Consider the following 24,903-nt stretch of genomic DNA (forward strand, 5'->3'; position numbering starts at 1 on the left):
AAAGACCACCAGAGGCTAGCCCAGTCCCGCGACGAGGTGATGACATAAATCCGATAAAACTTTTTGCGTGACGCGGGACTCACAACTTGGAGCGATCACGCCGGCAGAGCGTGGCGCAAAACCGGATTAGTACCAGGAGATTGAGATGACCGAAGCAAACTTGACTGACGTTGCGACCCTGCGCAGCCGCGCCCGCCAGAACGTCGAAAACGGTGCAGTGACCGAAGGTTATGACGCCGACCGCGAAGAAATCATCCGCCTGCTCAACGCATCGCTGGCCACCGAGTTGGTCTGCGTGCTGCGCTACAAGCGCCACTACTTCATGGCCAGCGGTATCAAGGCGTCCGTCGCCGCCGACGAGTTCCTCGAACACGCCACCCAGGAAGCCGAACACGCGGACAAACTCGCCGAGCGCATCGTGCAGCTGGGCGGTGAGCCGGAGTTCAACCCGGACCTGCTGACCAAGAACTCCCACGCCCAATACGTGGCCGGCAAGGACCTCAAGGAAATGGTCTACGAAGACCTGGTCGCCGAGCGGATTGCGGTAGACAGCTACCGCGAGATCATCCAGTACATTGGCGATAAAGACCCGACTACGCGTCGTCTGTTTGAAGAGATCCTGGCTCAGGAAGAAGAGCATGCGGACGATATGGCGGATATTTTAGAAAGCCTTTAGACCGGCATCGACAACTGCCTCCAGTAAAGCCCCAAAGGGAGCGGCCGCTCACACTTGGGGCTTACTTTGTCCGCAATCACTGCAAGAGAAAACCTGCGTCTACCTGTTAGTGTTGACAGTAGACATCTTGTCGAAAACAGGGCTATTTGATACGTCCAGCAGTCACTGACAATACCGTCAAGCAACTGAATATGGAGTATCGGCAAATGAACAAAACCATGTTCATTCCTGCAGCCCTCGCAGCTTTCTTCATCAGTCAGGGTGCTCAGGCCTTGGATGCAAATGAGGAAATCACCCCAAGCAGCGAGGGCTTCAAATACCTGGTCTACGCAGTGACCTGGCAGCCAAGTTTCTGCAAGCTAAAGCCTGAAACGACAGGGTGCACTAAACCACCGCAAACGTTTCTGACCCACGGCATCTGGCCCTATAACAACAGTGTCGGGCAGAAAACCAATCGCCACCCTGCCTCTTGCAACACGGCTCCCAGCTGTCAATCAACCACAGCGTGTGATATCAGCGACAACACACTGGAACAGATTTCCAACACTCCCGCGATCGCCCAGTTGGTCACCGCGGCCCCGCAGGGAATGTTTAGATACGAGTGGAAGAAACACGGGACTTGCTCCGGCCAAACGGATGTCAACTATTTCAATGATATCGTCAGACTGAGAAAATCCGTGATGTACATTGAGCCGATGTTCAACACTTGGATAGGCCGCGGTGTGACGCTCGCCCAACTCAAAAACGCATTCCCCACCCATGTCTCTTTCCGTTGCTTCGTCTTGGACGGCAAGCAGTATCTACATGAAGCGTTCTATTCAATCAATGCAGACGGCACGCCTTACAAGCAGGATCCTTTCCTTCAAATTGGCATCCCCTGCACATCGGACGCGATCTTCATCCCCGCAGGAGGCTAGCCCTTTACTGTTTTCGGCGCCTTGCCTTCCTTCATCTGTTGCAGCAACGGTGCACACTCATTCGGTTCACCACCACTCGGCGCGACCAACGCCAGCAACCCGGCCGCCGGCCCGGCGATCACACCCAGCGCCACCATGCCCGCCCCCCGCAACGCCAGTGGAATGGCTTTCACACCCGCGTTGGGCTTGATGAACGGCCCGTTGACGTACAGCGGTGAACGCAGGGAGAACAGGCGAAAGCCTTTCGATTCCGGGGTAATGGTAAGGTCCAGTTGCTCGGTGGCCATATTCGCGGTGCCATCGATGTAGATGATGGCGTTCTCAGTATCGAACACAAACAAGCGCGTGGTCGCCAGGCCCGTCTTGATGCCGAAGTCCGCCGCCGCGCAGTTGATCTTCACTTCCTTGTCACCAAACAAGCGGCCTACCACGTAGTTACCCACGTTGAGCCCGGCGATTTCCATCAGGCTGCGGCTGATGGCGCCGTCGTTGATCAGCATCTTCAGGTCACCGTTGGAACTGCCCAACAGGGCTGCCACGGAGTTGCCGCGTCCGGCAATGTCGGCATCACCGTTGAGTTCACCAAAGCTGGTTTTCATCGGTTCGAAGGTTGGGAACAGCTGCTTGAGCTTGAAGTTGCGCGCGGTGAGTTTGGCGCGACCTTCCATTGGCGTGATGCGGCCGTTGAGGCGGATCTGCGCATCCAGTTTGCCGCCGGCCACACCAAAACGCAGGGGCTCAAGGCTCAGCTCGCCGTCATTCAGGACCAGGTGGGTGTAGAGGTCGGTAAATGGCAGATCGGCACTGTGCACGATGCGCTTGCCGGTGAACTCCACATCGGCGTCCATGACACGCCAGCGCTCGGTGCGGAACTCTTCCACCGGCAGCACTTTGGTCGCTGGCTGCTTGCTGTCGCCGCCACGGGCTTTTTGCTTGGCGTTGGAGTCGGCGCCGATCAGCGGAGCGAGGTCGGTCATCAGCAATTGGTTGGACACCAGCGCGCCGCTGAGCTTGGGCCGTGGCTGGCTGGCGACGTAGGCGAGGCTGCCGTGGATATCGCTGTTGCCGATCTTGCCGTTGAAGTTTTCATAGCGAAACGAAGCGCCGCTGGCTTCGTGCAGCTTGGCGATAAGGTGACCGTCGGTGGAATAGGCCGGCGAATCCGGCAGGGTCACGCCGGTCAACGGGTAGAGATTGCCCAGGCTGGAACCGGCGAGCTTCAGGCGCAAATCGAGCGCGCCGAGGTTCAGCGGATCGGTCAGCGTGCCGGCCAGGGCGATGCTGGTGTCGGCAATCTTGACCTGGGCTTGCAGCGGGAACGGCTTGGCCGCGTCCTGCAAGGCCAGCAGTCCGCCGATCTTGCCGCTGCCGTCGAGTTTCTGGCCGTGGTACTGGCCTTTGACCTTGAGGCCGAACGCATAGTCCTGGGGCGCGGAGCCTTTTTCCAGGGCCTTCTTGGCATCGGCGTCGCCGACAACTTCGCCGAACGGGATCGGTTTGCCCAGCGGGTCGATGATCACATCCAGTTGGGTCTTGAGGGTCTGGTCGTCGAGGGTCACATGGCCTTTGTCGAAGCCGATGGCACCAATGTCCACCACCCAGTTGGAAGGCTCGGCGTTCGGGTCCTTGGGGTCGAACTTGAAAGTCCAGTTGGCGCGGCCATCGGCCAGGCGCCGCAACTGCGCGCTCGGCTCGGTGAGGTCGATACGCGGGATCACCACCCGCTGCACCAGCAATGCCAGGGGCGAAATGCGCAGTTCGACCTTCTTGAGGGTGACCATTTGCGGGGTTTTCGACCAGTCCGGGTTGCCCAGGGTCAGGTCTTCGGCAATCACATGGGGCCACGGCACCCAGGCGCGCCAGCCGCCTTCATCGCGCTCACGCGCCCACACCACCGCCAGGTTGCCGTTGATGGCAAAGGGTCGATGCAATTCTTCGGAGACCTTGGCATTGAGGGGTGGCTTGATGCGGTTCCAGTCAAAGAACACCAGGACCAACACCACTACGGCGATTAACACAACGAAGCTGGCGCAGCTCCAAGCGACGATTTTACGAGTGCGCGTCATTGCACAGGACTCCTGAATACGACTGGCTGGGTGACAGCCTTTAAGGACAGCTTATAGAACTACGACTGGCAAACCGCCTGGGGGTTTAACCCGATCCCCGATTTGCCTGGAAAAACCTCAATTTCTGACCACTTCGACAGATTTCCCCTACAACTGCGCACCATTGTTACCCGCGCGCGTGTCGAAAATACCCACACCGGTGCAAAACCGCGTGCTTGAGAGGCCCGTTCTAGAGCCTCCGCCTAGAACAATCAATTCTGTTGATTATTACCATTGTGTTTATGAACTTTTATATCGACTTATCGAGAGTAGCATTAGCCCTGTACCCACTTTATCGCCCTCCCAAGGAGCAACCCATCATGAAACGCCAATTACTCGCTACCGCCCTGTTATCCATCCTGGCTTCCAGTGCCTTTGCCCTGCCAGCCGCCGAACAGGCCACCCCACAAGTCAAAGCTGACGCCGTTCCTTTCAGCCAGACCATCGCTCGCAGCGGTTCGCAAGAAGAAGAGAACCGTGACTACGCCAAAGGCGCTGTGGCTGAAAATGGTTCGGAACAAGCCAACAAACGCGCTTACACCGAAGGCCTGACCGAAAACGGCCGCAACCGCCTGGAACAAAAAGGCCTGGTTGAAGGTGGTGCTGATCGCCTGCTGGAACGCAACGCTGTTGCCGAAGGTGGTCGTGATCGCCTGGAACAGAAAGGTCTGGTCGAAGGCGGCGCTGAACAAGCCAACAAACGTGCCTACACCGAAGGCGTTGCTGAAGGCGGTGCTGACCGTCTGCAAGAACTGCATCAAGCACAGAGCTAACCCCGTGGTGGCCGAGAAAAAAGCCCGATCTGCCGATCGGGCTTTTGCTTTCCTGTAGATCGCATCACGCCCTTCCCCTGCCAAGTTCGACGCCAACAGACCTGTTTTGCTAGAGTGCGTCGCTGTACTTGCCGACAAAGCCCGTCCGCCCATGCTGCCCCGCGCCGAACAGAAGCAACAGACCCGCCTAGCCCTGATGGACGCAGCCCGCCATCTGATGGAGTGTGGCCGTGGGTTTGGCAGCCTGAGCCTGCGCGAAGTGGCGAAGACGGCCGGTATCGTGCCCACCGGGTTCTACCGGCATTTTGCCGACATGGACCAGCTGGGGCTTGTGTTGGTGAGTGAAGTCGGCCAGACCTTCCGCGCCACTATCCGCCTGGTGCGCCATAACGAATTCGTGATGGGCGGCATAATCGATGCCTCCGTACGGATCTTTCTCGATGTGGTCTCGGCCAACCGTTCGCAATTCCTGTTCCTGGCCCGCGAGCAATACGGCGGCTGCCTGGCCGTGCGCCAGGCCATCGGGGCGCTACGTGAAGACATCACCCGCGACCTGGCGGCCGACCTGACGTTCATGCCCAAACTGCAGCACCTGGATGCCGAAGGCCTGCATGTGATGGCCGACCTGATCGTCAAAAGTGTGTTCGCCACCCTTCCCGACATTATCGATCCGCCGGCCCAGGCCCTGCCTGACCACCTCACGCCCCAGGCGAAAATCACCCAGCAGTTGCGCTTTATCTTTATCGGCTTGAAGCACTGGCAAGGCCTGGGCAGTACCGAATAAAGCCATCAACCTGCTGTGTGAAAGCGCTTGGCGGTGGTGTAGTTCTTGTTCCAGTAGTCGTTGCTCAATGAATCGATACGGATGCGCTTGCCGGTTCGCGGCGAATGAATGAATTTGCCATCGCCTATATAGAGACCCACATGGCTGACCTGGCCGCGCCCGTTGGCTTTGAAAAACACCGCATCGCCGGGCTTGAGCGCATTGCGTTTGATGGTCGCGGCCGTTGACCGCTGCATGGCCGCGGTGGTGCGTGGGATCTGAATGTTGGCTTCGGTCTTGAACAGATAGACCAGCAGGCTGCTGCAATCAAACCCCTGATCCGCCGAGGTGCCACCCCACTTGTAAGGCGTACCCAGCAGTTCGTGGGCGCGGTCGACCACATCCTCGATAGACGCTTGTTTCAGCGAAGCGCTGAAGGACGGGTGGGTCTTTAGATTGGCGGAAGCCGATGAAAGCGCGAAAGACAGACTGACAATAACCAGATAACAAAAAGACTTGAACATGATGAACGTCGCAGTGAATTAAACACGGCGCACAGCCTAATGATCTCGCAGGAAAGGTGATGAACGCCGATTCCCCATACCCTGTAGGGAAAATCTGAAAACGCCCATCACCCGTGCAACAAGCAACATCGCGCACCACTTTGGCGCACGCCATCCATTCTTCCTCGCCCTGTTTAGTGGCACACCCCTCCTTGCCTACAGGCAATTCCTACTCCCCATCGAGGTTGGCAAGCCCCTTGCTCTAGCTGTTTCATCGCTCATAGCTGGAAGCTTCCTGATGCTGGTGATCCACCGCCGAATCGCCCCCCAAACCCTCTGGGCCGCCGAGTTGCTGCTGAACTTCGAAGCTCGCAGCAAAAGCCGCCTGCGCTGTTTCAGTGCTGACGGTGAAGACGTCGGCCTTTTCCTGGAGCGCGGCCAGCCACCGCTGCACGATGGCGAATTCCTACAGGCTGAAGACGGACGTGTCGTACGCGTGTGCGCCCGGCCTGAACAACTGCTGCACGTCACCTGCAGCAGCGCATTTGAACTGACGCGCGCGGCCTATCACCTGGGTAACCGCCACGTGGCGTTGCAAGTGGGCGATGGCTGGCTACGCCTGCTGGAAGACTATGTGCTCAAGGCCATGCTCGAACAGCTGGGCGCGCAGACGCAGACCCTCGAAGCGCCATTCCAGCCGGAACATGGCGCCTATGGCGGCGGGCATCATCATTCGCGCCATGGCGATGAAGATTTCAACTACCCGCCCAAGCTGCACCAGTTCGGCGTGCGTCTGTGAACCCAGCCTGGGCGCTGTTGCGTCTGGCCAGTCCGCAATTGCCGATTGGTGGCTACAGCTATTCCCAGGGTTTGGAAATGGCAGTGGAGAACGGTCGCGTCAACGACGCTGCCAGTGCACGGCGCTGGATCAGCGATCAGTTGCTGCTCAACCTCGCACGTTTCGAGGCACCCGTTCTGCTCGCCCATTGCCAAGCCGCCTTTGAGGCCGATTGGCCGCGCCTGGCCCAGCTGTGCGAAGAACATCGCGCCAGCCGTGAGACCCGCGAGCTGTACCAGGAGAGCCGGCAGATGGGCTACTCCCTGCAACAACTGCTCAACGGCCTGCCGGAACTGGACGACGCCGCCCGCCTATTTCTTCAACAGTGCGCCGAACCGCATTTGGCATTGGGCTGGGCCCTGGCCGCCCGCGCCTGGAACATCAGCCCCGCCGACGCGCTTGCCGCCTGGCTATGGAGCTGGCTGGAAAACCAATTGGCTGTGCTGATGAAAACCCTGCCCCTGGGCCAGCAAGCCGCCCAACGCCTCACCAGTGAACTGCTGCCGTTGCTGCAACAAGCCCAGCAGGACGCCAACCGCATCCAACCCAACCATTTCGGCAGCGCCGCGTTCGGCCTGTCCCTGGCCTGCATGGCCCACGAGCGCCAATACAGCCGACTGTTTCGTTCCTAGGAGAAGCATATGAACTCACAACCTTTGCGTGTCGGCATCGGCGGCCCGGTGGGCTCCGGCAAGACGGCCCTGACCCTGGCCCTGTGCCTCGCGCTGCGTGATCGCTACAACCTGGCAGTGGTCACCAACGACATCTACACCCGCGAGGACGCTGACTTCCTGGTGCGCAACCAGGCCCTCGCGCCGGAACGCATCATCGGCGTTGAAACCGGTGGCTGCCCGCACACGGCGATCCGCGAAGACGCCTCGATCAACCTGGAAGCCGTCGACCAGCTCAACCGTCGTTTCCCGGGCCTGGACCTGATCCTGGTGGAGTCCGGCGGGGACAACCTCTCGGCCACCTTCAGCCCGGAGTTGTCGGACCTGACCATCTACGTGATCGACGTGTCCGCCGGCGACAAGCTGCCGCGCAAGGGCGGGCCTGGCATCTGCAAGTCCGATCTGCTGGTGATCAACAAGATCGACCTGGCGCCCTTGGTCGGCGCGTCGCTGGAGCTGATGAACAGCGACACCACCCGCATGCGCAACGGCAAACCCTTTGTGTTCAGCAACCAGAAAACCGGTGTCGGCCTGGAGGACATCGTCGCCTTCATCGAACGCCAAGGCCTGCTGACCGCCGCCTGATCAACCCATAAGGAACCTGTCCATGAGCCTCAAGAAACTCTTCACCGCCGCCGCCCTGCTGCTGGCCCCTGCCCTGGCCTTCGCTCACCCGGGCCATGGCGACAACGGCCTGGTGGCCGGTATCAGCCATCCTCTGGGGGGCATCGACCACTTGCTGGCCATGGTCGCGGTCGGTTTGTGGGCCGCCCAACAAAAAGGCGCCGCGCGTTGGGCGTTGCCGTGCACCTTTGTCGGCACCATGCTGATTGGCGGCGTGCTGGGTTTTGAAGGCCTGGCGTTGCCGGCGCTGGAAAGCGGGATTGCCGCGTCGGTGCTGGCCCTGGGCCTGGCGGTGGCGCTGGCGGTGCGTCCGCCGTTGTTCATGGCGGTGGGGGCCACGGCCTTGTTCGCACTGTTCCATGGTGTGGCGCATGGTCTGGAGCTGCCAGACATGTCCAGCCCGTGGGCGTATGCCGCGGGTTTTGTCGGTGCGACTGCCGTGCTGCACGCGGCCGGATATGCGGTGGTACGCTTCCTGCCGGCTGCGGCGGCGCCGTTGGTGCGGATTGCGGGGGCGGCTTCGGCGGCGACGGGGGTGTGGCTGCTCGCCAGCTAACAGCCGCAAGCTCCAAGCTGCAAGTAAGGCTGATTTGCGCTGACTTGCAGCTTGCAGCTCACAACTCAAGGCTGCCCCTCTGCTACCATGCGCGCCTACACCCCTGCCGTGACGACGCCAGCCAATGCCCAGCGCTTCCCAACCCTCCTTGAACACCGTGCTTACGCACTTCCACAGCCTGATCGTGCCGCTCTGGCAAGGCCCGGGCTGGAATGCCGACCTGGCATTGCCCTATGAGGCGCTGGACGCCGATCATCAGCCACTGCCCCCGCAACGCTACCGCGCGATGGCCTGCGCCCGGCAGTTGTACCTCTTTGCCAGCCTGATCGGCGAGCCCGGCGCGGCCTTTGCTGAAGAACGCGCAGCGGCACTGTTTCGCTCCCTGCAACGGCACTTCCACGACGCCGAGCACGGCGGCTGGTTCTACAGCATCGATCCGTCCGGCCAGCCGCTGGACAAGCGCAAAGACCTCTACACCCACGCCTTCATCATCTTTGCCTGCGCCCATTACTGGGCCAAGGTGCGTGAGCCGTTGGTGGAGTCGGTGCTCAACGCCGCCCTGGAAGTGGTCGCCGAGCGGTTCTCCACAGGCGACGGTCTGTACGAGGCCGTATTGGAGCGCAACTGGTCATCGCTCAAGTCCGGCCCACTGCAAAACCCGCTGATGCACCTGGCCGAAGGTTTCCTCGCCACCCTCGCGGTGCGTGAAGACGCCAACGTGCAAGCCGCCCTGCTGGCGTTGGCGACGGCCATGCAGCAGCGCTTCATCGACCGCCAGCACGGCGTGATGATGGAAAAACCGCTGGGCGCTGTGGATAACTGGTTCGAACCGGGGCACCAGTTCGAATGGTTCTTCTTGCTGGAGTCTTCGGACGTGCTGCGCGGTACGCCGCTGCATGCGTCACTGACCCGGGCGTTCGCCTACGCAGAACTCAAGGGTGTAGATAACCTCAGCGGTGCGGTCAGCGGCATGCTGGCGCTGGACGGTACGGTGCGTGACGGCACCCAGCGTATCTGGGCCCAGGCCGAATACCTGCGGGCACTGACCTTGCGACCCAACAGCGAAGCGGTGCTGCAACGCCAATTGCTGGCGCTGCAACAACATTTTCTGCATGCAAAAGGCTGGAATGAATGCCTGGATGCTCAGGGCGCCGTGAGCCGACGGGACATGCCGTCGACCACGCCGTATCACTTGGCAACCTGTTACCAGGGCCTTATGCAATCCACCTGCGATCTCCGGTAAAGCTGATCGTCAGCCAGCGCGCCGCATCCGGCGTGCCGAGCCCTGTGGATATCTCTTCGCGCAGCCCGTCGAGGGTCGCGACGTTATCCACCGGGTAATCCGCCGGCAACACCACATGAATCTCGATAAACCGCGCCCGCCCGTGCTTTTGCACGTAGGACACGTAGTCGTCGAAACCATGCTTGGCCTGGGCCGCTTCCATCACTTCGCGCACGGTGTCGTCCAACTGGTCCGGCGCGATTCCCAGCACCTCGCGCAAGGCCGGGCGCAGGATCTTGAACGCCGGCGCCAGCATGCTCAGGGCCAGCAGGATCAGGATCAATGGGTCGACATACACCGCCCACTCGCCATAGCCCTGGGACTTGAGCAACAGCGCCGCCAGAAAGCTGATCAGCAAGCCTACCGACAGCATCGCGTCCACCAGCCAGCTGATGTTGTCGAACTGGATCAGCGATGATTTCAGCTGGCGATTGCGATAACGCACGTAGAAGAAGTAGGCGAACTCGACGACGGTAAACACCGCCGCGTAGATGATCACCAACCCCAACTCGATCTCGCGGCCGCCATTGATAATGCCGAACACGCCATTGAGGAACGCATAGATGGCGATCAGCAACAGGAAACTGCCTTCGATCAGCAGCACCATGGGTTCCAGGTGCCAATAGCCGAACTGGAAACGCTCGTTGCTTTTCTTGGCGATCAGCTTGGCCGTGATCAGCATCAACACCTTGATGGCGGTGGCGATCAACGAGAAAAAGCCGTCGAACAGAATGGATTGGGCGCCAGAAATCACACCCGTGACAATCCCGGCGATCGCGACGGCGAACATCAGGATGGTCGATTGTTTGAGCAGTGCCTGCTCACCTCGGTTACTCACATTTCCTCCCGTTAAAACCTTAAATCCGCACAGTACGGAGGGGTTTTCAGGCGGTGAGTGTACCTTATGACCTGTTTTGGCCGATCGTGGCGAGGGAGCTTGCTCCCGCTGGGCTGCGCAGCGGCCCCAAAATCTTAGGGCCGCTTCGCGCCCCAGCGGGAGCAAGCTCCCTCGCCACAGCAGCGATCGGTCTTAAGCTTTAGCGCCGCGCTCAATCGCAAACCCAGCCCACGTCTGGCTCACCGGCATCAGCTCCAACCGGTTGATATTCACATGCGCCGGCGTGTTCATGACCCAGAAGATCGTGTCGGCAATGTCTTGCGGCTGGATCGGTTCGGCACCCGCATAAGTCGCGTCATACCGCGCCTGATCACCGCCGAAGCGCACCAGCGAGAACTCGCTTTCACACAGGCCCGGCTCGATGTTGGTCACGCGCACGCCAGTACCTTGCAAGTCGCAACGCAGGTTCAGCGAGAACTGCTTAACGAACGCCTTGGAACCGCCATACACGTGGCTGCCCGGATACGGGTAATTACCCGCGATGGAACCCAGGTTGATGATACCCGCACCACGACCGTGAGCGATCAGGCGTGGCAGCAGCAGATTAGTGGTGGTCAGCAGGCCCTTGATGTTGGTGTCGACCATGGTTTCCCAATCGTCGAGGCTGCACTTGGGCGCTGGGTCGGTGCCCACGGCCAGGCCGGCGTTGTTGATCAGCCCGCGCAGCTTGGCGAACGACGGCGGCAGGTTGGCGATGGCGTCTTCCATGCCTTTGCGGTCCCGCACGTCCACGACCAGGCCATGCACTTCAGTCTGCTTGGATAGTTCTTCGACCAGCGCATTCAGGCGGTCGGCACGACGGCCGGTGAGCACCAGTTTCCAGCCGGCTTCGGCAAAACGACGGGCGCAGGCTTCGCCGAAACCTGAGGTTGCGCCAGTAATAAACAACGTGTCGGACATGGTGTTCTCCTTGCGGGCATCGGGAAAAAAGTTGCCAGCAGAATGCCCGTACACCGCGATGGCGGCAACCGCTAAGCACACAACTTGATACACGCCTGATCACTTTTCAATCAACTCTATAAAAGCCATACAGGCCGTGGCTTGCAGCTATGTGCGCGCAGGTTATCCACAACTGCGCCCACAGTCTTTGGGGGCAACTACAAAATGCTCCAAGCCGCTATACACAAGGGCTACAGGCGGTTTTAGAAAGTTTTTTGCTTGACCTTGGCCGGGGCGTATGTAGGCCTGTCGCCGATCGCAAAATCAGAACGATGGCTCCAGGCCAGTCATTCCGGCCTCTGCGGCGGTCTTTCCAGAGTTTAGTCACAGACTTATCCACAGGCTGGCGGGACATATTTCGGTCATATACCTGTGTCTTTAAACAGGTTGACAAAGGCTTGGAGCGGCGACCAAAAACCGCCTGATCAAAAAACAACCGCCGCGCTACAAGCCTCGGATTCATTGGCTTACAGCCAGCTACTCCCACGTTACCCACAGCCGGTTCCACAGCGGATGGGGACAAGTCAAAACTGTGACAAAACAGGGATTTGCGGCGGCTATATGTCGCGCTTTGGAGGGGGGCTGGATTTGTTTTCCACAATTTCCAGAAAGCTCTGTGGACAGTCTCAACATGAATGTGGGAGCCGAAGCTCCCACAGGTCATACCAAGAATATCTATTCGTTAATGACCGCCGAGGTAGGCGTTGCGCACTTCCTCATTCACCAGCAATTCCTTACCGGTGCCCGTCAGGCGAATCTCGCCGTTGACCATCACATACGCCCGATCCGACAAGCGCAGCGCATGGTTGGCGTTCTGTTCCACCAGAAAGATTGTCATCCCGGTGGAGGCCAGCTCGCGCAACGTCGAGAAGATCTGCTTCACCACAATCGGCGCCAGGCCCAGGCTCGGTTCATCCAGCAGCAACAGCTTGGGCCGACTCATCAGCGCGCGGGCGATGGCGAGCATTTGCTGCTCGCCGCCGGACATGGTCATGGCACGCTGGGTACGTCGCTCCTTGAGCCGTGGGAACAGCTCAAACATGCGCTGCATGTCTTCCTGAGCAAACTTGTCGCCAATGGGGATGGTGCCCATCAGCAGGTTTTCCTCGACGGTCATGTCGGGGAACACCCGCCGCCCTTCCGGCGACTGCGCAATACCGTTGGACGCGATGTAGTGCGACGACTTATGGGTGATGTCGACGCCGTTGTAGAGAATCTGCCCCGATTCGGCCCGTGGCTGGCCGAAAATCGACATCAGCAGCGTGGATTTGCCCGCGCCGTTGGAGCCAATCAGGCTGACAGTTTCGCCTTCATTGATGTGCAGCGAGACTTTTTTCAGGGCCTGGATCGGGCCGTAATACACGTCCAGGTCCTTCATTTCGAGGATAGGCCCGTTCATACAAGCTCCTCTTCGTCAGCGCCCAGGTAGGCGGCAATCACTTTCGGGTCGTTACGGATCGCGTCCGGCCCGCCCTCGGCGATCACGTTGCCGTGGTCCAGCACCACGATGTGGTCGGAAATACTCATCACCATGCCCATGTCGTGTTCGATCAGCACCACCGTCAGGTCGTGTTCGTCGCGCAGCAGGCGAATCATCGCGCTGAGGGCTTCGGTTTCCTGGGGGTTGAGGCCCGCAGCCGGTTCATCCAGGCAGATAATCTGCGGCCGCGTGCACATGGCACGGGCGATCTCCAGGCGGCGCTGCTGGCCGTAGGAGAGTTCGCCGGCCAGGCGGTTGGCGCAGTCGACCAGGTCCACCACTTCGAGCCAGTAGAACGCGTGGTCCAACGCGTCGCTTTCGGCCTTGCGGTAGCCCTTGGTGTTGAGGATGCCCGCGAGCATGTTGCGGTTGACCCACATGTGCTGGGCCACCAGCAGGTTTTCCACCACCGACATTTCCTTGAACAGGCGAATGTTCTGGAACGTCCGCGCCAGGCCGGCGCGGTTCACCAGGTGGGTACCGCCGAACATCTTGTAGTACACCCGGCTGAGGAAGCTTTTGGGCGACACAAAGTCGGTGGGCTGGAAGCGCTCGCCGAGCAACTGGATCACGTCGGTCTGTTTGCCGCGAAGGTTGAGTTGGATCTTGCCGCCGCTGGCTTTGTAGAAGCCGGTGAGGCAGTTGAACACCGTGGTCTTGCCGGCGCCGTTGGGGCCGATCAAGGCGAAGATCGAGTTGCGTTCGACCTTGAGGCTCACATCGCTCAGGGCCTTGATGCCGCCGAAGTGCATCATCAAGTGCTCAACGGAGAGGACGACTTCCTTGCTCATGGCGCCACTCCTTTACGTGGGGTCACACCGGTCCGGCTGATGCGGATCAACCCGCGTGGTCGCCAGATCATCATCACCACCATCAACACGCCGAACAGCAGTACGCGGTATTCAGAGAAGCTGCGCAGCAGTTCAGGCGCGACGGTCAGAACAAACGCCGCAATCACCACGCCCACCGTCGAGCCCATACCACCCAGGACCACGATGGCCAGGATCAGCGCCGACTCGAAGAAGGTGAACGACGACGGGTTGACGAAGCCTTGGTAGCTGGCAAAGAACACCCCAGCCAAACCCGCCGTCGATGCTCCGATGGTGAACGCCGAAAGCTTGACCAACACGTGGTTCAGGCCCATGGAACGGCAGGCGATCTCATCTTCGCGCAAGGCCTCCCAGGCGCGGCCGACCGGCATGCGGGTCAGGCGATGCTTGATGTACAGCACGGCCAGCACCACCAGGAACAGCACGATGTAGATGAACAGGAATTTGATGTTGGGGTTGTAGTCGATGCCGAAGAACTCATGGAAGGGCACCCCGCCATCCTTCGCACGCTTGCCGAACTCCAGGCCGAGGAAGGTCGGCGATGGCACCGGCATGCCGTTGGGCCCACCGGTAAACGACAGCCAGTTGTTGAGCACCAGGCGGATGATTTCACCAAAACCCAGGGTCACGATGGCCAGGTAGTCACCGTGCATTCGCAGCACCGGGAACCCGAGTATGCACCCCGCCAGCGCCGCCGCGATGGCCGCCAGTGGCAGCACCGTCCAGAAGCCCAGGCCGAGGTATTGATAACCCAATGCCAGGCCGTAGGCCCCGATGGCGTAGAACGCCACGTAACCCAGGTCGAGCAGGCCCGCCAGGCCGACCACGATGTTGAGGCCCAGGCCGAGCAACACATAGATCAGGCCGAGGATCACCACCGTGAGCAGGTACTTGTTGGCGAAGATCGGGAACACGATGGCGATCACGATCAGTGCAGGGATGATCCAGCGCAACCGCGACTTGTAGTCCGGCGCCAGCACGTGCACGCCGGAGCCGGTGCTCTCGAAGCCCTGCAGGATCTTCAGGCCCTTAGGGGTTTGCAGGAACAGGCTCATGGCAAAGCGGCCGACCATCACGATGGCCACCAACAGGGCCACGCGGGCCGGTTCCAGGTTGAAGCTATAGCCGTCGAGGACCACGCCGACGATCGGACCGAACACGACCAGTGAAATCAGCCCGGCGAGGACTGTATCGACCACACTTTTCTTGATATCGATGGGTTTGGCAGCAGACATGTTTACACCTTCGCCACAAGTGGGCGACCAAGCAGGCCCTGGGGACGGAAAATCAGAATCACCACCAGCAGGGAGAAACTGAACACGTCTTTGTAGTCAGAGTTGATCAACCCCGAGAACAACGACTCGGAGATACCGAGGATGATCCCGCCCAACATCGCCCCAGGCAGGGAGCCGATGCCGCCGAGTACCGCTGCGGTAAACGCCTTGATGCCGATGATGAAGCCGGCATAGAAGTCGAAGGTGCCGTAGTTGAGGGTGATCAACACGCCGGCCAATGCCGCCATGGCGGCGCCGATGACGAACACATAGGAGATCACCCGGTCGGTGTTGATGCCAAGGATCGACGCCATCTTGCGGTCTTGCTGGGTGGCGCGGCACATGCGGCCGAGCTTGGTGTATTTGATGATGTAAGTGAGCAACGCCATGCCGGCAAACGCCGCCACGAGGATGAACACCTTGGTGTACGTCAACTGAACGAAGCCTGTGCCGATATCGACACGCCAGGCCCCGGCCAGCAGGGTGGGAATGCCTTGTTGCTTGGCACCCTGGGCGATCTGCGCGTAGTTCTGCAGGATCAGCGAGATACCGATGGCGCTGATCAGCGGTGCCAGTCGGGTGGAGTTGCGCAGCGGTTTGTAGGCGACACGTTCGATGACCCAACCGTATACGCCAGTGACGACGACGGTGAAGATCAAGGTGCCGAGAATGAGCAGCGGGAAGGATTCGATGCCGAAGTAAGCCAGCAGTGCCAGACTGATCGCCGCGAGGTAAGCGGAAATCATATAAACCTCGCCGTGGGCGAAGTTGATCATGCCAATGATGCCATAGACCATTGTGTAGCCGATGGCGATCAGGCCATAGACCGACCCGAGGGTCAGGCCGTTGACCAGTTGCTGCAGGAAAATACCATCCATAACGCAATCTCACGCGGTGAGCACCTGCACACCGGTGGGTGTGCGGCGCTTCTGGAGGAAAACAGAGGTTTACTCCTGTCGGAGCGCGCTAATGTGGCGAGGGAGCTTGCTCCCGCTGGGCTGCGAAGCAGCCCCAAACTGGGCGATCGAGGTACATCAGATGTAGCTCGGTGAACGGTTTGGGAGTGCTACGCACTCCAGCGGGAGCAAGCTCCCTCGCCACAGCAAGCCCGCGCCTACAGAAGATCAGGCGTGGTGCTTACTTCTGTTTTTCCAGCTGGTGGTATTTGCCGTCTTTATCCCACTGGTAAACCACGTAGTCGGAGATCTTCAGGTCACCCTTCGAATCCCAGGCTTTTTCGCCCATGACGGTTTTCACCGGGTGAGCCTTGAGCCATTTGGCGGCGTCTTCGCCTTTGTTGGACTTGGCGCCGTTGAAGCCAGCGGCCAAGGCCTGGACCGACGCGTAGGCGTACAGGGTGTAGCCTTCCGGCTCGGTGCCGTTTTTACGGAACTCTTCCACCACGGCCTTGCTGTCTGGCAGCAGGCGCGGGTCGGCGCCGAAGGTCATGTACACGCCGTCGACGTATTGCGCGCCGCCAGCCGTGGCAACCAGTTCGTCGGTGACCACGCCGTCATCGGACATGAACTTGACGTCTTTCAAGCCAGCTTCACGGATCTGGCGAACCAGTGGACCGGCTTCCGGGTGCAGGCCGCCGAAGTACACGACGTCAGCACCGGTGGAGCGGATCTTGGTGACCAGGGCGCTGAAGTCTTTCTCGCCACGGGTCAGGCCTTCTTCCAGCACCGGCTTGACGCCGCGCTTGGTCAACTGGGCAGCGGTGGCGTCGGCCAGGCCTTTGCCGTAGGTGTCCTTGTCGTTGATGACCGCGACTTTCTTGCCCTTGAGCACGTCGACGATGTAGTCGCCGGCAACGATGCCTTGCTGGTCGTCACGCCCGCACATGCGGAACATGGCGCCCAGGCCGCGTTCGGTCACTTGTGGGTTGGTGGAGCCTGGGGTGATGGCGATGATGCCGGCTTCGTCATACACCTCGGAGGCCGGGATGGTGTTGGAGGAGCAGAAGTGCCCGACCACGCCGATCACTTTGTCCTGGTCGGCCAGGCGGTTGGCCACGGCCACGGCTTGTTTGGGTTCACACGCATCATCGCCGGCTACCAGCACGATTTTCTCGCCGTTGATGCCGCCGGCCTTGTTGATCACATCGGCTGCCGCCTGAGCACCCTTCATGTACTGCTCACCGAAAGCGGCGTTGGCGCCCGTCATGGGCCCCGCGACGCCGATCTTCACATCAGCTTGAACAAACGTAGAAACACCCAGCGCCGCTGCAACGGCGAGGGCCAGAAAACCTTTCTTGTAAAACGTCTGGGACATGAGTGGTGCTCCGATATTTTTGATTTTTGGCACGACAACTTGCATTCAAACCTTTCACTGAAAGCCCAGAGCAAGGCGCGTGCCATTACGTTTTTATTCTTCAAAAAGACACGGTGTCATTGTTATTTCAGGTGTTTCGGCTCCATTCGCCAGGACGTGCAACCCTCTAGCGTCCAGAGGTGCAACCAATGGATCCAAAAAGTACAACCGTGGCAGGTCGCACCTGCAACCACGCCTATAAACGACAGTTCCTAGCGCTGTAACAAACGGCGTAACGGAACTGCACATTTACAGTGCGTGATTGCTACGACTTGCACCAATACAGATTAGTAGCCTGCTAAGAAAATGCAGGCTTCTGAGCGGTATTTCGCTGATCAGATCACGATCCTCAGGCATTGGCCGGCGTGATACAGCGAGAATCCGGCTTCATACAGGCAGCTGCGCAAGCCCACCCCGGCCAATGGCTGCATCGGCGCGAAGGGAATCGGCAGCGCCTGGGGATTCTGGTGACACAAGTAGTCGGCAAATGCCTTGCCGACCACACTGCCGGTGGTCACGCCACGACCGTTATAGCCCGTGACTGCCACAAGGCCGGGCGCCGGTTCGAACAGACGCATCAAGTGGTCTGGGGTGAAGGCGATACAGCCGGTCCAGGTGAACTCCCACTGCACCGATTTGAGGTACGGAAAGTAGTGCTGCTGCACCCGATCGGCCCACGCCTTGAGGAGCCACGCGGGCTTCTGGTTGCCGTTGCCCAGGCTGCCGAGCAACAAACGGCCATCGGCGTCGCGACGGATGCTGCTCAGCACCTGGCGCGTATCCCATGAGCCCTGGCCACCGGGCAGGATCTGTTGGGCGGCCTCGTCCGTCAGTGGGGCCGACGCGACCTGATAGTAATAGCCGGGGAAGAAATTGCGCCGCAACTCGGTCCACTCGCCCTCGGTGTAGGCGTTGGAGGCGATCACCACCTGTGCAGCCTGCACTGACCCTTGTGCGGTCTGCACCGACCAGTGCGAACCCTGGCGCTCAAGCTGAGTGACCGGCGAATGATCGAACAACTGCCCGCCCAGCCCCGCCGCAGCATTGGCCAAGCCACTGGTGTAGGCCATCGGGTTCAAGGTGCCGGCACGGCGGTCCAACAAGGCGGCGGCGATCTTTTTGGTGCCCGTGGCCTGTTCACAAGCCTGGCCGGTAAGCAACTCGACTGGCGCGCCACGGCGCTTCCATTGCGCTTCACGACTGCGCAAATCCGCCTCGCCACGGGCGTTGTGCGCCATGTGCAAGGTGCCTTCACGGCGTAATTGGCAATCGATGTTGTATTTATCGATCAGGCTGAACACCAGGGACGGCGCCGCACCCAACATACGGTTGAGCTGGCTGCCCACTGCTTCGCCGAAACCGGCTTCGATCTCGTCCGGCGGGATCCACATGCCGGCGTTGACCAGCCCCACATTACGCCCGGAACCACCATGGCCGGTGCGATGAGCTTCCAGCACGGCGACGCTTTTACCTTGTTCCAGCAAATGAACGGCCGCCGACAAACCGGTGATCCCGGCGCCGATCACGCACACATCCACCTTGACCTCGCCCTTGAGCGCCGCACGGTCGGGCCGGCTGGGGGTGAGGTGTTCCCATAAACATTTTGTCTGCATATCTGCTCCTGGGAGCAGCGGCAAGTTTCAAGCTACAAGCGGCAAGCTAAAAGCCAGACTGCTTCTAACTTGGAGCTTGCAGCTTGCAACTTGAGGCTGGAATCAATCGAATGTAATGCCTTGTGCCAATGGCAGCTCAAGCGAGTAATTGACGGTATTGGTCTGGCGACGCATATACCCGCGCCACGCATCAGAACCCGACTCACGCCCGCCGCCGGTCTCTTTCTCGCCACCAAACGCTCCGCCGATTTCCGCGCCGCTCGGGCCGATGTTGACGTTGGCAATGCCACAGTCGCTGCCCACCGCCGACATGAACTGCTCGGCTTCACGCACGTCGGTGGTGAAGATGCACGACGACAGGCCTTGAGGCACGGCGTTGTTCAGGCGCAGGGCTTCGTTGAAGTCGTTGTAGCCGATTACATAGAGGATCGGGGCGAAAGTCTCGGTGCACACCACGTCACTTTGCTCGGGCATTTCCACAATGGCCGGCGAGACGTAGTAGGCATTCGGAAACGTGTCTTCCAGTTGGCGCTTGCCGCCGAACACCTTGCCGCCTTCACTCAAGGCTTGTTCCAGGGCGTCCTGCATGTTGTCGAAGCCGTGCTTGTCGATCAGCGGGCCGATCAGGTTGCCTTCCAGCGGGTGGCCGATGCGTACTTTGGAATAGGCGGCCTTGAGGCGGGTGACGATTTCTGCCTTCACCGACTCATGGGCGATCAGCCGGCGCAGAGTGGTGCAGCGCTGGCCAGCGGTGCCGACGGCGCTGAACAGGATGGCGCGCACGGCCATGTCCAGGTCGGCGCTTGGGCCGAGGATCATCGCGTTGTTGCCGCCCAGCTCCAGGATACTGCGGGCAAAACGGGCGGCGACTTTCGGCGCCACTTCACGGCCCATGCGGGTGCTGCCGGTGGCGCTGATCAGCGCGACGCGCGGGTCGTCCACCAGTGCAGCACCGGCGTCGCGGCCGCCGATGATCACTTGGCTCAGGTATTGCGGGGCGCCATCGAATTTTTTCAGCACGCGCTCGAACAATGCCTGGCAGGCCAGCGCAGTGAGCGGGGTTTTTTCCGAGGGCTTCCAGATCACGGCGTTACCGCACACCAGCGCCAAGGTGGTGTTCCACGCCCACACGGCGACCGGGAAGTTGAACGCGCTGATCACACCAACCACGCCCAGCGGATGCCAGGTTTCACGCATGTGGTGGCCTGGGCGTTCGGAGGCGATGGTCAAGCCGTACAACTGGCGCGACAGGCCAACGGCGAAGTCGCAGATGTCGATCATTTCCTGCACTTCGCCCAGGCCTTCCTGGGTGATCTTGCCAGCTTCCCAGGACACCAGCTCGCCCAGGTCGGCCTTGTATTCGCGCAACACGTCACCGAACTGGCGCACCAGTTCGCCACGGCGCGGTGCCGGCACTTTGCGCCAGGCTTCGAATGCATGCTCGGCGCGACTGACCTGTTGCTCCACCTCGGCGGCACCTTCCCAGTGCACACTGCCGATACGGCTGCCATCGATCGGCGAATGCACGGGCTGCTTGCCCGACTGGTACAGCGCCGGGTTTACCCCGAGACGATCAAGCAATGCGGCAACCATGGGTCACTCCTTCAATCTACAAACAGAAAAATTGCGCCGCCACCGACACGGCGATCCAGGCCTTATTTGTAGCTGGCCCAAGACTTGCCAACAAACGACGATTAGGCGAGATATCATTCCGTTTATTCATGCAAAGCATAAAAAGAGGCACGCCGTGCTGAACAAAAGACATTTGCCCTCGATCACCGCCCTGCAGTGCTTCGAAGCCGCCACCCGTCATCTGAGCTTCACCCGCGCCGCCGAGGAACTGAACCTCACGCAGAGCGCGGTGAGCAAGCAGGTGGCGCAGTTGGAAGAGTTGCTGCAGCACTTGCTGTTCCGCCGCGTGCGCCGGCGCTTGCAGATGACCCCGGCGGGTGATTTGTACCTGGTGGAGGTGCGCAAAATCCTCACGCAGGTGGAGATGTCCACGCACTACCTGCGCTCCTACGGCGGCGAAACCGAAGTGCTGCGCGTCTCCACGCCCTACACCTTCGGCGCGCGCTGGCTGGTGCCGCGCCTCAAGGGCTGGCGGCTGCGTCACCCGCAGATCCACCTGGACCTGTGCAATGAACAGGAACCGGATGAGCTGCTGCAAGGCAAGGCCGACATGGCGTTCTACTTCGGTCAGGGCTCACGCCCCGGCACCGAGAGCCTGAAGTTGTTCAGCGAAGAGCTTGTACCGGTGTGCGCACCCGAGAGTTTGCCCGCGCAGCCCTTCACCGACCCCACGCAACTGAGCAACCTGGTGCTGCTGCAAAACGCCTCACGCTCCCAGGGCTGGCATGACTGGTTCGCCAGCCAGGGCTACCAGACCGAGCACAGCTATCATGGGCCGCGGTTCGACACCTTTTATATGTGCATTCGTGCAGCCCAAGTCGGCTGTGGTGTGGCGCTGCTACCGCGATTCCTGGTGGAAGAGGAACTGGCCGACGGCAAGCTGGTGATCCCCTGGCAGCATGCAATGCCGAGCCAGGATGCCTATTACCTGGCCTACCCCGAGCATTCGGCGGAGGTGCCCAAGGTGCGCGATTTTGTGAAGTGGATGATGGAGCAGGTGGATGCCGACTGAAAAAACACTGGCAAACCGACCCACGTCTATGCGCCACTAGCCCCCTTCCTTAATTGTGCGTAAAGGTCGGCGCCCATCGCCGACCCGTCTGGAGATTCCCGTTATGAGCGAGAGTGTGTTTGCCGATCGCATCGTGCAGAACTTGCTCGACACCGACTTCTACAAGCTGACCATGATGCAGGCGGTGCTGCACAACTACCCCAACGTGGAAGTTGAATGGGAGTTCCGTTGCCGTAACAGCGAAGACCTGCGCCCGTACCTGGCGGAGATCCGCTACCAGATCGAACGCCTCGCCGAGCTGAGCCTGAGCCCCGACCAGTTGGGTTTCCTGGAACGCATCAGCTTTATGAAGCCGGACTTTTTGCGCTTTCTCGGGCTGTTCCGCTTCAACCTGCGCTATGTGCAGACCGGTATCGAGAACGGCGAATTATTCATCCGCCTGCGCGGGCCGTGGCTGCATGTGATCCTGTTTGAAGTGCCGATGCTGGCCATCGTCAGCGAAGTGCGTAACCGCTACCGCTACCAGACCGTGATCCTCGAACAGGCCCGCGAGCAGCTGTACCGCAAGTTCGACTGGCTGACCGCCAATGCCAGCAGCGATGAACTGTCGGAGCTGCAAGTGGCCGACTTTGGCACGCGTCGGCGCTTCTCGTACCGGGTGCAGGAAGAAGTGGTCAGCGTGCTCAAGCACGACTTCCCCGGCCGTTTTGTCGGCACTAGCAACGTGCACCTGGCCCGCGAGTTGGACATGAAACCGCTGGGCACCATGGCCCACGAATGGATCATGGCCCACCAGCAACTCGGCCCGCGCCTGATCGACAGCCAAATCGCCGCGCTCGACTGCTGGGTTCGCGAATACCGTGGCCTGCTGGGCATCGCCCTGACCGACTGCATCACCACTGACGCATTCCTGGGCGACTTCGACCTGTACTTCGCCAAGCTGTTCGACGGCCTGCGCCATGACTCCGGCGATCCCGTGCAATGGGCAGAAAAAGCCATCGCCCACTACCACAAGCTCGGTATCGAGCCGATGAGCAAGACGTTGGTGTTCTCCGACAGCCTGTCACTGCCCAAGGCCCTGGAGATTTTCCGTGCGCTGCGCGGTCGCATTAATGTGAGCTTCGGTATCGGCACCAACCTGACCTGCGACATTCCAGGTGTGGAACCGATGAGCATCGTGCTTAAAATGACCGCCTGCAATGGCCAGCCCGTCGCGAAGATCTCCGATGAAGCGGGCAAGACCCACTGCACCGACCCGAATTTCGTCGCCTATTTGCGTCATGTTTTCAAAGTACCTGCCATCTCTAGCAAGGAGTGAATCATGCAAGCCGTACAGCGTGAGATTGCTGAACAGCTCAAGGTCCAAGCGCCGTTCCACGACCAGGCCGCCCTTGAGGCCGAGGTTGCCCGCCGCGTGACCTTTATCCAGGACTGCCTGCGCAATTCCGGGCTCAAGACGCTGGTGCTGGGCATCAGCGGTGGCGTCGACTCCCTGACCGCAGGCCTCTTGGCCCAACGCGCGATGCAGGAGCTACGCGCCAGCACCGGTGATGACGCTTACCGCTTTATCGCCGTGCGCCTGCCTTACGAAACCCAGTTCGACGAAATCGATGCCACCGCCTCGGTAGATTTTATCGAGCCAGACGAGCGCCACACCGTGAACATCGGCCCGGCCGTCAAAGCCCTGGCCAGTGAAGTGGCGGCGTTTGAAGGCAAGGCCGCGGTGTCCCGCGATTTCGTGCTGGGCAACACCAAGGCGCGCATGCGCATGGTGGCGCAGTACACCATCGCCGGCGCAGCCGGTGGCCTGGTGATCGGCACCGACCATGCGGCGGAAGCGGTGATGGGCTTTTTCACCAAGTTCGGTGACGGCGCGTGCGACCTGGCGCCGTTGAGCGGGCTGGTGAAAAACCAGGTGCGTGCGATTGCGCGGCACTTTGGTGCGCCGGAATCATTGGTGGAGAAGGTGCCGACGGCGGACCTGGAAGACCTGTCGCCGGGCAAGCCGGACGAAGCGTCACACGGCGTGACCTACGCGGAGATCGATGCGTTCCTGCACGGCGAGCCGGTGCGTGAGGAAGCGTTCAAGATCATCTGCGACACGTATCGCAAGACCGAGCACAAGCGGGTCATGCCGTTTGCGCCTTGATATGAGCGAGCACAAAAAAAGCGCCTGAACAGGCGCTTTTTTTTCGACAAGAGTCGGCTTACTTCAGGGTCACAGTGCCTTTCATCATCGAGATATGGCCTGGGAACGAGCAGAAGAATGCGTAGTCAGTCCCGGCGGCCAGCTTCGACACGTCGAAGGTCACCGAGTCTTTCTCGCCGGCACCGATGATCTTGGTGTGGGCGATGATGCGGTCGTCACCCGGCTTCAGGTAGTCCTTGTCGATGCCGGCGGCCATGCCGTCGGTAGCAACCGGCTGCATGTTGGCGGCGCTGGTCAGCACCCAGTTATGACCCATGACGTTTTTCGGCAGGTTGCCGGAGTGGGTCAGCTCAACGGTGAACGTCTTGCAGCTTTTGTCGATTTCAATGGCTTTGGTGTTGAAGGACATTTGGTCGGTGGAGTCGACAGTGACCTTGCACTCTGCAGCAAGCAACTGGCCGCTCGCCAGAGTCAGCAGGGAAACAGCAACGAGTTTGGCAAACATGTGAATCTCCAAGGCAGGGTTTAGAAAACGCGTATTGCGACAAGGGTGCCTGAACCAGGCAGGAATTCTTATGATCTGAATCAACAGATTGTATACAACTTTAGGCTATCAGACTTATCAACACAATCTACCAGCCAAAGTACAACCCCCTGGCTATGATCGGCTCATCACCCATCGGAGTCCGCGCCATGCACCTCAACCAACTGTTCAACGGCCTGCTGGCCGCCTACGCCTGCGGTAAGTGAAGGCCAAGCGCCCCCTGAAGCTGCTACCATGTCGTCCCAAGGCAGCTGCGCGCCGCCACCCTCACCTTCGACCCTAGAGGATCGCCCATGGCCAAACCTAATTACTCCTTCGCCAAACGTCAGAGAGACTTGGCCAAGGAGCAGAAGAAAGAGGAAAAACTGCAACGCAAGAAAGCCGCTGCAGATGAAGAGGCCAATGGGCTGAACGCCGATGTTGATGGTGAAGAAACGAGCGACGAGACCGAAACACCAAAAGATCCGGCTGAATAAATTCCTTTGTGCTGAGCCGGCCTGCCCGGCTCGGC

The 24,903-nt window shown here is 60.1% G+C and carries 25 protein-coding genes; 13 read left to right on the forward strand and 12 right to left on the reverse strand.

The window, feature by feature from the left end; genetic code table 11:
* Window positions 1-145 precede the first annotated feature (145 nt).
* The gene (locus H096_RS06685; RefSeq protein WP_016976947.1) at window positions 146-676 is read left to right on the forward strand and encodes a ferritin-like domain-containing protein; all 531 of its coding nucleotides are present in this window, start codon (window positions 146-148) and stop codon (window positions 674-676) included.
* A gap of 206 nt (window positions 677-882) precedes the next feature.
* On the forward strand, window positions 883-1,593 hold the full coding sequence (locus tag H096_RS06690; protein WP_061435104.1) for a hypothetical protein: 711 nt from the start codon (window positions 883-885) through the stop codon (window positions 1,591-1,593).
* On the opposite strand, the gene H096_RS06695 is transcribed toward H096_RS06690, so the two are convergent.
* The gene (locus H096_RS06695; protein WP_033897382.1) at window positions 1,590-3,659 is read right to left on the reverse strand and encodes an AsmA family protein; all 2,070 of its coding nucleotides are present in this window, start codon (window positions 3,657-3,659) and stop codon (window positions 1,590-1,592) included. The genes H096_RS06690 and H096_RS06695 overlap by 4 nt on opposite strands.
* Before the next feature lie 359 nt (window positions 3,660-4,018).
* On the opposite strand from H096_RS06695, the gene H096_RS06700 reads away from it, so the two are divergent.
* Both H096_RS06700 and H096_RS06705 read left to right on the forward strand, forming a co-directional pair.
* Complete coding sequence (locus H096_RS06700; RefSeq protein ID WP_033897383.1) at window positions 4,019-4,471, forward strand: hypothetical protein; 453 nt, start codon at window positions 4,019-4,021, stop codon at window positions 4,469-4,471.
* A gap of 151 nt (window positions 4,472-4,622) precedes the next feature.
* Window positions 4,623-5,255, forward strand: coding sequence for a TetR family transcriptional regulator (locus H096_RS06705; protein WP_025857330.1), 633 nt, complete (start codon window positions 4,623-4,625; stop codon window positions 5,253-5,255).
* Between the two features lie 5 nt (window positions 5,256-5,260).
* Here H096_RS06705 and H096_RS06710 read toward each other — a convergent pair whose 3' ends face one another.
* The gene (locus H096_RS06710; RefSeq protein ID WP_033897384.1) at window positions 5,261-5,758 is read right to left on the reverse strand and encodes a C40 family peptidase; all 498 of its coding nucleotides are present in this window, start codon (window positions 5,756-5,758) and stop codon (window positions 5,261-5,263) included.
* 277 nt (window positions 5,759-6,035) lie between these two features.
* Here H096_RS06710 and ureE point away from each other — a divergent pair, with 277 nt between their 5' ends.
* From ureE to H096_RS06735, 5 genes are all read left to right on the forward strand, one after another.
* Window positions 6,036-6,536 carry an urease accessory protein UreE gene (gene ureE / locus H096_RS06715; protein WP_033897385.1) on the forward strand — a complete coding sequence of 167 codons (501 nt, stop codon included), beginning with the start codon at window positions 6,036-6,038 and terminating at the stop codon, window positions 6,534-6,536.
* Window positions 6,533-7,207 carry an urease accessory protein UreF gene (locus H096_RS06720; protein ID WP_033897386.1) on the forward strand — a complete coding sequence of 225 codons (675 nt, stop codon included), beginning with the start codon at window positions 6,533-6,535 and terminating at the stop codon, window positions 7,205-7,207. Before ureE ends, H096_RS06720 begins: the two co-directional genes overlap by 4 nt.
* 9 nt (window positions 7,208-7,216) lie before the next feature.
* Window positions 7,217-7,831, forward strand: coding sequence for an urease accessory protein UreG (gene ureG, locus H096_RS06725; protein WP_033897387.1), 615 nt, complete (start codon window positions 7,217-7,219; stop codon window positions 7,829-7,831).
* Window positions 7,832-7,853: 22 nt separating this feature from the next.
* Window positions 7,854-8,426 carry a HupE/UreJ family protein gene (locus tag H096_RS06730; RefSeq protein ID WP_033897388.1) on the forward strand — a complete coding sequence of 191 codons (573 nt, stop codon included), beginning with the start codon at window positions 7,854-7,856 and terminating at the stop codon, window positions 8,424-8,426.
* A 124-nt stretch (window positions 8,427-8,550) separates the two neighbouring features.
* A complete protein-coding gene (locus H096_RS06735) occupies window positions 8,551-9,669 on the forward strand; it encodes an AGE family epimerase/isomerase (protein ID WP_033897389.1) in 1,119 nt (372 codons plus the stop codon).
* Here the strand turns inward: H096_RS06735 and H096_RS06740 are convergent.
* From H096_RS06740 to H096_RS06780, 9 genes are all read right to left on the reverse strand, one after another.
* On the reverse strand, window positions 9,641-10,546 hold the full coding sequence (locus tag H096_RS06740; protein WP_033897390.1) for a cation diffusion facilitator family transporter: 906 nt from the start codon (window positions 10,544-10,546) through the stop codon (window positions 9,641-9,643). The two genes, H096_RS06735 and H096_RS06740, sit on opposite strands and share 29 nt — an antisense overlap.
* Before the next feature lie 192 nt (window positions 10,547-10,738).
* Entirely contained in the window at window positions 10,739-11,506 is a 768-nt protein-coding gene (locus H096_RS06745; RefSeq protein WP_033897391.1) for an SDR family oxidoreductase, read from the reverse strand.
* A gap of 721 nt (window positions 11,507-12,227) precedes the next feature.
* Window positions 12,228-12,944, reverse strand: coding sequence for an ABC transporter ATP-binding protein (locus tag H096_RS06750; RefSeq protein WP_033897392.1), 717 nt, complete (start codon window positions 12,942-12,944; stop codon window positions 12,228-12,230).
* Entirely contained in the window at window positions 12,941-13,816 is an 876-nt protein-coding gene (locus tag H096_RS06755; protein WP_028615532.1) for an ATP-binding cassette domain-containing protein, read from the reverse strand. Before H096_RS06755 ends, H096_RS06750 begins: the two co-directional genes overlap by 4 nt.
* Window positions 13,813-15,090: a high-affinity branched-chain amino acid ABC transporter permease LivM gene (gene livM, locus H096_RS06760; RefSeq protein WP_016976932.1), complete on the reverse strand. Its 1,278-nt coding sequence runs from the start codon at window positions 15,088-15,090 to the stop codon at window positions 13,813-13,815. The genes H096_RS06755 and livM overlap by 4 nt, the downstream gene beginning before the upstream one ends.
* Before the next feature lie 2 nt (window positions 15,091-15,092).
* Window positions 15,093-16,007: a branched-chain amino acid ABC transporter permease gene (locus H096_RS06765; protein WP_003188099.1), complete on the reverse strand. Its 915-nt coding sequence runs from the start codon at window positions 16,005-16,007 to the stop codon at window positions 15,093-15,095.
* A 259-nt stretch (window positions 16,008-16,266) separates the two neighbouring features.
* A complete protein-coding gene (locus tag H096_RS06770) occupies window positions 16,267-17,403 on the reverse strand; it encodes a branched-chain amino acid ABC transporter substrate-binding protein (RefSeq protein ID WP_010213577.1) in 1,137 nt (378 codons plus the stop codon).
* Window positions 17,404-17,777: 374 nt separating this feature from the next.
* Entirely contained in the window at window positions 17,778-19,055 is a 1,278-nt protein-coding gene (locus H096_RS06775; protein ID WP_033897393.1) for an FAD-binding oxidoreductase, read from the reverse strand.
* Window positions 19,056-19,157: 102 nt separating this feature from the next.
* The gene (locus tag H096_RS06780; protein WP_033897394.1) at window positions 19,158-20,648 is read right to left on the reverse strand and encodes an aldehyde dehydrogenase family protein; all 1,491 of its coding nucleotides are present in this window, start codon (window positions 20,646-20,648) and stop codon (window positions 19,158-19,160) included.
* Between the two features lie 154 nt (window positions 20,649-20,802).
* Between H096_RS06780 and H096_RS06785 the strand changes: the two genes are divergently transcribed.
* The 3 genes from H096_RS06785 to nadE all read left to right on the forward strand — a co-directional run bounded on the left by H096_RS06785 (window position 20,803) and on the right by nadE (window position 23,848).
* Entirely contained in the window at window positions 20,803-21,699 is an 897-nt protein-coding gene (locus H096_RS06785; RefSeq protein ID WP_033897395.1) for a LysR family transcriptional regulator, read from the forward strand.
* Between the two features lie 103 nt (window positions 21,700-21,802).
* The gene (pncB, locus tag H096_RS06790) at window positions 21,803-23,017 is read left to right on the forward strand and encodes a nicotinate phosphoribosyltransferase (protein WP_016976927.1); all 1,215 of its coding nucleotides are present in this window, start codon (window positions 21,803-21,805) and stop codon (window positions 23,015-23,017) included.
* Between the two features lie 3 nt (window positions 23,018-23,020).
* Window positions 23,021-23,848, forward strand: a complete 828-nt coding sequence (gene nadE, locus H096_RS06795) for an ammonia-dependent NAD(+) synthetase (RefSeq protein ID WP_033897396.1) — start codon at window positions 23,021-23,023, stop codon at window positions 23,846-23,848.
* A 58-nt stretch (window positions 23,849-23,906) separates the two neighbouring features.
* On the opposite strand, the gene azu is transcribed toward nadE, so the two are convergent.
* A complete protein-coding gene (gene azu, locus H096_RS06800) occupies window positions 23,907-24,353 on the reverse strand; it encodes an azurin (protein ID WP_033897397.1) in 447 nt (148 codons plus the stop codon).
* Window positions 24,354-24,685: 332 nt separating this feature from the next.
* On the opposite strand from azu, the gene H096_RS06805 reads away from it, so the two are divergent.
* Window positions 24,686-24,868, forward strand: a complete 183-nt coding sequence (locus H096_RS06805; protein ID WP_033897398.1) for a hypothetical protein — start codon at window positions 24,686-24,688, stop codon at window positions 24,866-24,868.
* Window positions 24,869-24,903: the final 35 nt, after the last annotated feature.

The organism is Pseudomonas sp. FH1 (genome assembly GCF_000510895.2).
Classification (GTDB): domain Bacteria; phylum Pseudomonadota; class Gammaproteobacteria; order Pseudomonadales; family Pseudomonadaceae; genus Aquipseudomonas; species Aquipseudomonas azotoformans_A.